The 10,897-nt window shown below is 74.4% G+C and carries 11 protein-coding genes; 4 read left to right on the top strand and 7 right to left on the bottom strand.

The features are described from left to right. The coding region (locus ACSW7Y_RS12980; RefSeq protein ID WP_438126689.1) for a FecCD family ABC transporter permease at positions 1-774 on the bottom strand (774 nt) is incomplete at its 3' end. A gap of 5 nt (positions 775-779) precedes the next feature. After that, positions 780-1,811, bottom strand: a complete 1,032-nt coding sequence (locus tag ACSW7Y_RS12975; RefSeq protein WP_438126688.1) for a FecCD family ABC transporter permease — start codon at positions 1,809-1,811, stop codon at positions 780-782. A gap of 177 nt (positions 1,812-1,988) precedes the next feature. On the opposite strand from ACSW7Y_RS12975, the gene ACSW7Y_RS12970 reads away from it, so the two are divergent. Further along, the gene (locus ACSW7Y_RS12970; RefSeq protein WP_438126687.1) at positions 1,989-3,542 is read left to right on the top strand and encodes a S1C family serine protease; all 1,554 of its coding nucleotides are present in this window, start codon (positions 1,989-1,991) and stop codon (positions 3,540-3,542) included. Here the strand turns inward: ACSW7Y_RS12970 and ACSW7Y_RS12965 are convergent. Further along, positions 3,539-4,693 (bottom strand): hypothetical protein, encoded by a 1,155-nt coding sequence (locus ACSW7Y_RS12965; RefSeq protein WP_438126686.1) that lies wholly within the window; start codon positions 4,691-4,693, stop codon positions 3,539-3,541. The genes ACSW7Y_RS12970 and ACSW7Y_RS12965 overlap by 4 nt on opposite strands. Before the next feature lie 229 nt (positions 4,694-4,922). Then, the gene (locus ACSW7Y_RS12960) at positions 4,923-5,168 is read right to left on the bottom strand and encodes a hypothetical protein (protein ID WP_438126685.1); all 246 of its coding nucleotides are present in this window, start codon (positions 5,166-5,168) and stop codon (positions 4,923-4,925) included. Positions 5,169-5,210: 42 nt separating this feature from the next. Here ACSW7Y_RS12960 and ACSW7Y_RS12955 point away from each other — a divergent pair, with 42 nt between their 5' ends. Next, on the top strand, positions 5,211-5,573 hold the full coding sequence (locus ACSW7Y_RS12955) for an RNA-binding S4 domain-containing protein (RefSeq protein WP_438126684.1): 363 nt from the start codon (positions 5,211-5,213) through the stop codon (positions 5,571-5,573). An 18-nt stretch (positions 5,574-5,591) separates the two neighbouring features. On the opposite strand, the gene ACSW7Y_RS12950 is transcribed toward ACSW7Y_RS12955, so the two are convergent. From ACSW7Y_RS12950 to ACSW7Y_RS12940, 3 genes are all read right to left on the bottom strand, one after another. Next, the gene (locus ACSW7Y_RS12950) at positions 5,592-6,548 is read right to left on the bottom strand and encodes a J domain-containing protein (protein WP_438126683.1); all 957 of its coding nucleotides are present in this window, start codon (positions 6,546-6,548) and stop codon (positions 5,592-5,594) included. Positions 6,549-6,653: 105 nt separating this feature from the next. After that, entirely contained in the window at positions 6,654-7,730 is a 1,077-nt protein-coding gene (locus tag ACSW7Y_RS12945) for a winged helix DNA-binding domain-containing protein (protein WP_438126682.1), read from the bottom strand. A gap of 3 nt (positions 7,731-7,733) precedes the next feature. Further along, complete coding sequence (locus ACSW7Y_RS12940) at positions 7,734-8,474, bottom strand: phosphotransferase (protein WP_438126681.1); 741 nt, start codon at positions 8,472-8,474, stop codon at positions 7,734-7,736. Positions 8,475-8,627: 153 nt separating this feature from the next. On the opposite strand from ACSW7Y_RS12940, the gene ACSW7Y_RS12935 reads away from it, so the two are divergent. Beyond that, positions 8,628-9,269 carry a GntR family transcriptional regulator gene (locus ACSW7Y_RS12935; RefSeq protein ID WP_438126680.1) on the top strand — a complete coding sequence of 214 codons (642 nt, stop codon included), beginning with the start codon at positions 8,628-8,630 and terminating at the stop codon, positions 9,267-9,269. 26 nt (positions 9,270-9,295) lie between these two features. After that, entirely contained in the window at positions 9,296-10,543 is a 1,248-nt protein-coding gene (locus tag ACSW7Y_RS12930) for an MFS transporter (RefSeq protein WP_438126679.1), read from the top strand. Positions 10,544-10,897 lie beyond the last annotated feature (354 nt).

Below are 10,897 nucleotides of genomic sequence, written 5' to 3'. Positions count from 1 at the left end.
GGCCACGGCGCCCGCGGTCAGCGCCACCGCGGTGAGGAGCAGCAGCACCTTCGCGCGGTCCGGTCGGAGGCCGAGTGCCGACGCGACCTCGTCCCCGAGGGCGAGCACCGTGAGCCGGGGCGACTGCACGAGGGCGAGTGCCATGAGCACGACGAACGCGGTGCCGAGGACGCCGACGAGGTTCCGGTCGACGGCGTTCAGGCTGCCGGACAGCCACAGGAGCGCGGTCCCCGCCTGGGTCACGGTGCCGCTCGTCAGCATCCAGCCGGTCACGGCCAGGCAGATCGCGGCGACACCGATGCCGACGAGGACCACCCGGTTGCCGGTGATCCCCCGCTGCCAGGACAGCGCGGCGATGACGAGTGACACCACGACCGCCCCGACGAGCACCGTCCCGAACAGCACGATCCCGGACGCGCCGAACAGCACGATCGCGGTGATGCCGGCGGCGCTCGCCCCCGACGTGACGCCGATGACGTCCGGGCTGGCGATCGGGTTGCGTACCACGCTCTGCACGATCGCGCCGGCGACGCCGAGGGCAGCACCGACGAACACCGCACCGAACACCCGCGGTCCGCGGAGCTGCCCGATCACGAAGTCCGCGATCGCGTCGCCGTGCCCGAGGGCCGCGGCGGCCACCTGCGCAGGCGACAGCGGGATCTCGCCGACGCCGAGGCCGGTGAGCACGAGCGCGACGAGCGCCACGAGCAACACGCCGAGCACGAGCAGTTCGCGGCGAGCTCCGACGACCCGGCGACGGCCACGGACTTCCACGGCCGTCACAGTCCCCGCACCGCCCGGGACCGGACGAGCGCGATGAACACCGGCGCCCCGATGAGCGCCGTGACGATGCCGACCTGCAGCTCCCCCGGGTACGCGACGACGCGGCCGATGACGTCGGCCGCGAGCAGGAGTGCCGGCGCGACGAGCGCGGAGAGCAGGATCGTCCACCGGTTGTCGGGTCCGGTCAGCCGTCGGACCGCGTGCGGGACGGCGAGCCCGACGAACGCGATCGGCCCGGCGGCGGCCACGGCGGATCCGGCGAGCAGCACGGTGACGACGCCGCCGACGACCCGCACCAGCACGACGCGCTGGCCGAGGGAGGCGGCGAGCTCGTCACCGAGCGCGAGCGTGTTGAGCGACCGACCGAGACCGACCGCCACGACGAGGCCGACGAGCACCGGGACGACGATGACCCCGGCGGTCCCGAGGTCCTTCCCGGCGAGCGCTCCGACCTGCCAGAACCGCAACTGGTCGAGCAGGGACTGGTTCGTCACGAGGACGGCGGTCGTCACCGAGGACAGCGCGGCGGCCACCACGGCGCCGGAGAGCGCGAGGCCGACCGGGGAGAGCCCTCGCCGGGCCACCGCGGCGATGCCGTAGACGAGCAGCGCCGCGAGTCCGGCGCCGACGAACGCGAAGGGCAGGTACGCGCCCGTGCCGCTGATGCCGAACACCGCGATGCCGGTCACCACCGCGAGGGACGCCCCGGCGTTGATGCCGAGCACGCTCGGGTCGGCGAGGGGGTTCCGCGTCACCCCCTGCATCACGGCGCCGGCGACCCCGAGCGCGGCACCGGCGAGGAGCCCGACGACGGTGCGGGGCACACGGTTCCCGAGGACGATGAGCCCGACCTCGTCGCGGCGCCCGGGGTGCAGGACGGTGTCGAGGACGGTCCCGAGCGGGATCGGCCGGGAGCCGAACGCCACGGAGAGCGCGACCGCGACGCCGAGGACCACGACCGCCAGCACGGTGGCGCGGACGAGCCGGCCGACGGAGCTGGGTGCGGGAGCGAGGACGGGAGCTGCCATGGGGGTGCAGCAACCCTAACGCGCAGGGGTCCCCGAAGATCGTCCGCGCGTTCGGCGGTCCCCGAGCGAGCCGTGAGCGTGCGCAGTGCTCGTTCATAGGGTCTCCTTGGGGAACGGGCCTGTACTGGCATCCATCGACGCCCGACCGGGCCGTCGAGGGACGACCGGAGAGCACCGATGAACGAGACCCCGAACCCCGACGCCACCCCTGGCGGGACGAACGGCGCGACGACCGACGGACCCGACGCCCGCACGCAGGGCGCCTGGGAGGCACCGCACGCCGACCGGTCGACGCTCCGCCCGGCCTACGCGTTCGACGGCAGCGGTCCGTACCTGTACGCACCCGACGGTTCCGGTCCGTACGCCTACACGCACGACGGCCGCGGCCCGTACCTGGTCGGGAGCCCCGCGCTCGACGGGCAGCACTGGTCGAACGGGCAAGGCGGGCCGAACGGGCACGGCTGGTCGAACACACAGGGCTGGGCGACCGGCGCCGCTGCCGCGAACCACAACGGGTGGGGCTCCACGACGACGAAGCGCCCGCGCCGCCTCGGACTGGTGATCGGGTCCGGCATCGCCGCCCTCGCGATCCTCGGTGCGGCCGGTGGGACGGCGCTCGGGCTCTCGTCCCAGCACACGTCGACAACGTCGAGCCAGTCGCAGGGCACCACGACGCTCCCGGGGACCGGCAGCGGCAGCAGCGACGGCAGCGGGACCAACGGATTCACCGTCCCCGGCAACGGGCTCGGCACGGGCGACGGCACCGGCCAGGGCAGCACGAGCGACGGCAGCTCCGGGACGAGCACGCAGTCCGCCGCCACCGCCGCGACCGCCGCCCAGAAGAAGGGCGTCGTCACGATCAACACCGTCCTGAACTACGACGAGTCCTCGCAGGCCGCCGGCACCGGGATGATCCTCACCTCGGACGGCACGGTGCTGACGAACAACCACGTCGTGCAGGGCGCCACGAGCATCGTCGTGACCGACGAGACGACCGGCAAGCAGTACAAGGCGGACGTCGTCGGCACGGACGCCACCCACGACGTCGCGGTCCTGAAGCTCCAGGACGCCTCCGGCCTGTCGACCGTGACGCTCGACGACGACGGCGGCGCGAAGACCGGCGACGCCGTCACCGACGTGGGGAACGCCGAGGGCACGGGCAACCTCGTCGCCGCCGAGGGGACCGTCACCGCGACCGACCAGGACATCCAGGTGCAGAGCGACTCCGGCTCCGGCACCGAGTCCCTCACGGGCATGATCCAGGTCGCGGCGGACATCGTCTCGGGCGACTCGGGCGGCCCCGTGCTCGACAGCGAGGGCGAAGTCGTCGGCATGGCGACCGCGGCGTCCTCGGGCACGGCGGACGTCACGGGCTTCGCGATCCCGATCTCGACCGCGAAGTCGATCGCGGACAAGATCCTCGCGGGTGAGTCGTCGTCGACGATCACGATCGGCCTGCCGGCGTTCCTCGGCGTCGAGGTGAGCGGGACCGCCACGACCGGTGGTGTCGCCGTCGCGGGCACGGTCGAGGGCTCCGGTGCGGCGAAGGCCGGCCTCGGTGCCGGCGACGTCATCACGGCGCTCGACGGCACCGCGGTCACGACCTCGGACGCGCTGACGAAGGCGATCCAGGCGCACAGCGTCGGCGACCGGGTGACGGTGACCTACACGGACAGCGTCGGGACCTCGCACACCGTGACCATCACGCTGACCGCGGGCCCGGCCGCCTAGCTGCCGAGCACCGCTCGCACCACCGACCGGAACACGTTGGCCGGGGCATCTGCCGAGAAGGCGGTCGCCCCGGCTTCCGTGCGTCCGACGCGGGCGAACCCCTGCCCCTCGGCGTGCACGATCGTGACCGGGTGCTGCGCCCCGGGCCGCCGCAGGTGCGAGACCGTCCACGGCGCGGCCCAGAAGCGGGCGAGCCGCGGGTCGCCCTCGGCGACGTCCGCCGGCAGGTCCGGCGCGGTGTCGCCGCCGTCGAGGCGGCGCGCCACCAGGTCTGCCCGGACCGACCCCGTGCGGAACGGGAAGGTCCACACCGGGCGGATGCCGAGCCTCCCGGCCATGACCGCGACCACGCGCTCGTGCGCGACGGCGGCGACCACCTGGTCGTCCGTCCCGTCGACGACGGTGCCGTCCCAGGCCTGGAGGCGCGTCTCGCCCCCGTCGGGCAGCCGCTGTTCCAGCGTGGTCGGCTGGGTGTCCTCGGCCCAGGGGCCGAGCAGGGACTGCGTGGCCTCGGGCAGGGTGCCGAGTCGTCCGACGAGGCCGGCGTCGATGAGCTCGCGGCCGGCGGGGCTGCGCAGGAGTCCGGGGTTCCACCGTCGACCGGCGAGGCTCCGGAGGGTCGACACGGCCTCGGCGGTCAGCCGCGGGCCGTCGAGCTCGGCGACGGCGGGCGCGTCCGGCAGGATCTCGAGGTCACGGCGCGGTCGTGCCTCGGTCGGCTCGGTCGCGCGGACGGTGTCGAGCACGGCGAACACGAGGTCGTCCGTCGCGAGCATGCGGGCCAACGGACGCTCGATCGTGAGGTCCACCCGGTGCCGTCCGGTGACGAAGACGAGGTGGGCTCCGGCGACCGCGCCGTCCTCGTCGGGGCGGACGTACTCGACGAGTCGTGCGGGGGCGCGCGCGGCGGTCCAGACGTCGACGCCGACGAGCAGCAGTCCCTCGACGGACCCCGGGAGACGCTCGAGGAGGCTCGTGTGCTCCTCGGCGATCGTGCGGTCGCTCGGGCGGGAGCGGACGGTCAGCACCACGTCGTCGCCGGTGAGCCGGAGGTCGGCCTGCGGGGCGTCCTCGCGGCGCCAGGCGTCCGGTCGGCGGAGCGTGAGGCGTGCGGTGCGGTCCTCGGTGCCGAGCGGGACGGGGACTGCCATGCTTCCGAGGCTACGTGGGCGTTCCCGCGAGGTCGGGTGCGGCGCGCCGGGCAGAGGGCAGCGGCGTCGGAGTGAGCGGCGGGGCGGTCCCATACGCACCGTGCGAGGTTCCGTGCGCGGTGCGAGGTCCCGTGCGCAGTGCGAGGTTCCGTGCGCGGTGCAAGGCCGAGCGGGTCGCACGGAGCGTGGAAGCTCGCACGCGGCGCGGAGCGCCTCGCACCGTGCGCGGTCAGCGGCGTCGGGCGGGCGGCGGCGGGACGTGCTTCGCGGCGACGACGTCGGCGAGCGCCACCTCGACCGGGCCGCGGCGCGTGTCGATCGTCACCGTGGTGCCGGACCGCCCGACCAGTTCGCCGAGGGCATCCCGCGCGCCGCTGCCGTGGTGAGCACGGACGACGAGCCGGTCGCCGAGTTCCGCGTCGTGCAGCACCCGCATCGCGAGGGCCCGAGCGACCGCGGCCGGGTCGGTGGTCATGCTGCCCAGGGTAGGGCGGGCGGGGCGTCGTAGGGTGTCGGGATGGAGAAGGCACGGGTCGACAGCTGGATCTGGGCGGTCCGCATCACGAAGACCCGCTCCGCCGCGACGGCCGCGTGCAAGGCCGGACACGTGCGGGTGAACGGGGAGCGCGCGAAGCCGGCGCAGCCGATCGGCCCCGGCGACGAGGTCCGGGTGCGGCAGAACGGCTTCGACCGCATCGTCGTGGTGCGCGGGATCATCCTCAAGCGGACGAGCGCACCCGAGGCGGCGAAGCACTTCGAGGACACGACCCCGCCGCGACTCCCTCGCGAGGAGGCAGGGTTCGTGCCACAGCGCGAACGGGGTGCGGGGCGTCCGAGCAAGCGGGAGCGCCGCGACCTCGAGAAGCTCCGCGGCTACTGACCGTCGCCGGGGTCGTCCTCAGACGAAGCGGACGGTCTGCTGCAGGCGGTCGCGGACGTCGAACACGTCGACCGACCCGACGGGTGAGAGTGCGCCGGACAGCACGTACGCCAGGGCGCTGCGCTTCACGACGAACGCGGTGGGCTTCCGCTGCGAGCCGACGAGCTGGACGTCCTCGTCGACGGCGGAGTCCGGCACGACGAGGATCCGGCCGGTGAAACGGACGCGGGTCTGCTTCTGCACGGCACGGGCAGCGCGGACGAGCTCCTTGACGGGGCGCTCCCCCGGCGCGAGCGTCTCGCCCACGATCTCCCCGCCGTCGACCTGCACGGGGCCGCCCCAGTCGATGGACTCGAGCGCCCACAGGCCGGACGAGGTCAGGACGGCGTGGTCGAGCTTGCCCTCGGGTCCGGCGTCGAGGTCGTGCCAGACGGTGACGCCGATGCCCATGTCCGCGACGATCGACGCCGTTGCCTCTTCCGCGAGTGCCTCGCCGAGGAGGCGGCGGATGTGTCGGGGTGCGGAGCGGACGAGCGCGGGGTCGTAGGGGTCCTCGATGGGGTCGCCCAGCCCGACCCACTCGCGCTCGGCCTGCAGGAACACCTCGCGCGACCGACCGCCGGGATGTCCGTGGGACCGGGCGCGGGGGCGGGAGTCGCGACGAGCCGACGGAGGTGCGTAGGCGTCGCGGGGTGATCCGTGCCTCCAGGCCGAGGAGCCGGACCCTGCTGACCCGGCCTCGTACGTCGGGGCCGACCCGGGGCGGGATCCCGCGTCGTAGGCGCGGCGGGCGGCGGGGGTGCCGATGCGCTCCCAGGCGAGCTGGACGCGGCGGAAGGACTGGGCGTCGCCGCCGAGGTCGGGGTGGGACTCGCGGGCGGCCCTCCGGTAGGCGCGGCGGAGCTCGTCGTCGTCGGCGGTCGCGGGGACGCCGAGGACCTCGTACGGGGTGGCGTCGGCCGGGCTGTCGGTCATGGCCCTGCGACATTACCCGAGGGAGCGTCGGGGCCAGCCGCACGCATGCTGGGGGCTCGCTGGACAGCACGGTCGGTCGGGATTGTTCGGCCGGGGCTGTTCGGTTCAGGCGACGGAGAACGTCACCGGAGCGCCGAGCCAGCGGGCGTACCGGTCCGTGGCCGCCTCGAGGGCTCGGACGGTCGACGGGTCGAGCGGGGCGAAGGGCGTGACCGTCACCCGGACCCCGGCGGACCGCTCCGTCCGGGTCCAGGTCCCGACGACGACCCCGCGGACGACGGCCATCGGCAGGAAGACCCCGTTGCCCCCGGGCACGACGCGGTCCTGGTGCTCGACGGGCAGCTGCGCGGAGCGGTCCGCGTAGCCCAGGAGGTACTCGTCGAACCCGGGGAGGAGGTGCCCGGTCGGGATGCCGCCCGCGGCCGGGCGGTCGGCGAGGGCGAGGAGACCGCCGCCGAGGTGCTCGACGGCGTCCCCGGCAGCGGCGAGACCACGGCGGACGTCACCGAGCGGGAGCTTCGTCCACGCGGCGGTGTCGACCTCGGTGGCCGGTCCTCTCCCGCGCAGGTGTCCGGTGACCACCCGACGCAGCGCCTCGTCACGGTCGGGCACGGGTTCGGTCGCCGGCGCCCACTCGTCGAGCAGCACGATGCCCTGGCCGACGCGTGCGGTGGGACCCCAGACCACGAGCCCGTCGAGGGCCAGCCGGAGCAGGAGGTGGTAGCCGCGACCGCCGGCGGGGTCGATGCCCGTGGCCCGCCAGCGCTCGAAGAGGTCGTCCCGCACGAGGGACCGCCCGCCGGAGAGTGCATCGACGGTGGCGTCCCGTGCCGTGGTGACGAGCGCTTCGTCGATCCCGAGCTCGGCCGCACGGCGGGCGATCGAGCGGACGGTGCGCTCCGCGGTGAGCGAGGCGATCAGCCGCAGGTCGTCCGGCCGGAGGGCGTGCAGGGTGCCGCGCATCGGCCAGCCCCGGACGAGCTCGCTTCGGTCGAAGGCGGCACGGGCCTCCTCGCGCGTGGACCCGGGCGCGCGGACCCCGATCGCCCAGAGCACCTGACCGAGGTCCTGCCCCTGCACGGCGGTCATCCGGGCCACCGCGTCGGTCGGGGTCGTCCCGGTCGCGCCGACGCCCTGCGCGGCGAGTCGTTCGGACCGGATGCGCGCGGGCGTCAGCGTCACGGCTCAGGCCACGGCGGCGGCGATGGCGTCCGCGTGCTCCTCGATGAAGGCCACGTCGGCCCGGTAGAGCTCGACGTGCCCGTGGTGCAGGTCGCTCACGAACTTCGGGTCCCCCGCCGCGGCCTCGGTCTCGATCGTCGTGACGAGCGCCACGAGCGAGGAGACCATCGTGTCGACGAGGACCGACCGAGAGCGGGCGTCGAGCCCGTAGGCACGGCAGAACTCGGCGGCGCGTCCGAGGCGGACGTCGAGCGACGTCGTCCCGCCCTCGACCACCCCGGTCGTGAACGGCGCGAACCGGTAGACGGCGCTCGCGACGTCCCACACCCGGGGACCGGGGTGCGCGGTGTCGAAGTCGATGATCCCGACCGCCGCGATCCCGTCGTAGACGCAGTTGTACGGGGCGAAGTCGCCGTGCACGATCGTCTCGACCGGGGCGCGCTCGGCCTGCGACCACACGTCGGTGTCGGCGCGCGGGAAGTCGGCCGCGGCGTCGTGGTAGTGCCGGAGCATGCGGGCGGTGGTGACGAGGGCGGCCTCGCTCGCGATGTCCTGGGACCAGGGGTAGTCGCCCGCCGCGCCCGGGACGAAGGACACCGTCTCGAGCGAGTCCCCGAGGGAGATCGGTTCCGGGACCCCGACGAACCCCATCCCGTGCACGTACTCGAGCAGCCGGTGGACGGTGGGCGTCCACGGTCCTGCCGGGCGGTGGACCCGGTCGTCGGCCCTGGTGATGCGTTCCATCAGGGGTCCCTCCTGTCACGCGTCGTCGTTGACGTTGGGCGCCAGCGTACCGGTGCCGCGTGGGCAGCGCCGGAAACGATGTCGGGCCGTCACGCGACCGTCACGGACCGGAAATGCGTGCATCCTTGCATGCAACGCGTAGACTCGCTGGACGTGACAGCTCCGATCAGCACGGCGGCGGCGTCCGACCGCGCCTACGACCACGTGAAGCGCGCCGTGATCCGCGGCGACCTCCCCGGCGGGACCGCGATCAGCGAGAACGCGCTCTGCCAGGAGATCGGCGTGTCCCGGACACCGGTGCACGAGGCGTTCCTGCGGCTCGCCGCCGAGGGCCTCATCACGCTGCAGTCGCGGAAGGGTGCCGTCGTCCGTCCGATGTCCCCGAACGAGGCAGTCGACGTGCTCGAGATGCGGGAGGCGATCGAGTCCACCGCGGCGACCCGGGTGGTCACCGACGGCAGGTCGGCGGAGCTCGTCCCCGTCCTCCGGTCGATGCTGGCCGAGCAGGAGGACGCGGTCGCCACGGGAGACGTCGACCGCTTCGTCGAGGTCGACGCCGAGTTCCACGGCGCGGTCATCGGCGCCTCGCGGAACGGGATCGCGGTGATGTTCGCGCAGACGCTCCGGGATCGCCAGCAACGGCTCCGCCACCACCTCATGCGGCTCCGCCCCGAACAGCTGCGGGCGTCGCTCGACGACCACCACGCCCTCGCCGCCGCACTCGAGGCCAGCGACGCCACCCGGTACGCCCAGGTCCTGCACGCCCACGTCGCGTCGCACCGGGGCGCACTGTGAGCGCGGCCGACGCGACCACCGGCAGCGTGCCGACCACCGGCAGCGTCGGGACCACGGGTCCGGTCGCCGTGCCGCGGACCCGCGCGCACGTCCTGCCGTGGGTCGCCGCCTGGGGTGCCGTGTTCGTGTGCTCCTGGGGCGGCAACCAGTTCTCGCCGCTGCTGCTCATGTACGAACAGCGGCAGCACTACTCGTCCGTGCTGGTGAACGTGTTCCTCGGGGTCTACGTCCTCGGGCTCGCGCCGGCACTCCTCGTCGCCGGCTCGTTGTCCGATCGGCACGGCCGCCGCCCGCTCCTGCTCGTGGGCATCGGCACCGCGGTGGTCGGGAGCGGGCTCCTGGCACTCGGGCCGCTCGGCGCCGCGTTCCTCGCCGCCGGGAGGCTCTTCTCCGGCGCCACGGTCGGCATCGCGATGGCGGTCGGGAACAGCTGGGTGAAGGAGCTCTCGCAGGGCCGCTTCGACCCCCGTGCGGACGCCGGCGCCGGAGCCCGACGGGCGTCGCTCGCGTTCACCCTCGGATCCGCGTCGGGGGCGCTCGTCGCCGGGGTCATCGCCCAGTGGGGGCCGATCCCCGAGGTCCTGCCGTTCCTCGTGCACATCGCGGTCGCCCTGCCCTTCGCGGTCGTCGTCTGGCGCACCCCGGAGACGAACACCGCCGGAGGCCTCCCGGGCCCCTGGTGGCGCCAACTGCGCATCCCGAGTGCCGGACACCGGCGGTTCACCCGCGTCGTGCTCGTCGCGGCGCCGTGGATCTTCGGCTCGGCGGCGATCGGGTACGGCTACCTGCCGACGCAGCTCGCCGGCGCGACCGGCACGTGGGGGCTCGTGTTCGCCACCACCGCGACCGTCGTCGCCCTCGGCGTCTCGAGCGCGGTGCAGCCGATCGCGAAGCGCGTCCACCGGGTGACGTCCGCACGGGGTCTCACGGTGGCGGTCGCGCTCATGACGATCGGGATCGGGTTCGTCGCCCTCGCGATCGCCCTGCAGTCCGTGTGGGTCGGGCTCGGCGCGAACGTCGTCATCGGCGCGGGCATCGGCCTCGCGCTCGTGTCGTCCCTGCTCGAGGTCCAGCGCATCGCCGGCACGCGCGACCTCGCCGGACTGACCGGGGTCTTCTACGCCGCGGCGTACGCGGGCTTCCTCGCGCCCGCCGTGATCGCGGCGGTCGCCGGGTTCGTGGCGGTCCCGGTGGTCCTCGCCGTGGTCGTCGCGCTCGGCGTGCTCTCGTGGATCGCGATCGCGGCGTCGTCCGGGAGGCACATCCCGGCTTGACCACGCCGCCCCGCGCCGGCGGCCGGTCGCCAGGACCGTCGCCACGGCATGGTGACGTCGCGTTCCGTCCTGCGGGTGGCAGTCCCGGTGCACGATGCCCCGGGTTCGCGCACCGGGACTGCCACCACGTGCCCAGGCCGCGGCCGGCCACCAGGTCGCGACTCGGGCGACTGCGGACAGACGCGACCCGCACCGGCCGCGGTCCGCCACCAGGTCGCGAACGGGCGACTGCGGCCAGACGCGACCCGCACCGGCCGCGGTCCGCCACCAGGTCGCGAACCGGGCGACTGCGGCCAGACGCGACCCGCACCGGCCGCGGTCCGCCACCAGGTCGCGAACCGGGCGACTGCGCAC

Origin of the sequence: Curtobacterium flaccumfaciens (assembly GCF_051548005.1) — a bacterium.
GTDB lineage: Bacteria > Actinomycetota > Actinomycetes > Actinomycetales > Microbacteriaceae > Curtobacterium.
Note: the sequence above shows the minus strand (reverse complement) of the source record. Positions and strands in the feature narration are given on the sequence as shown.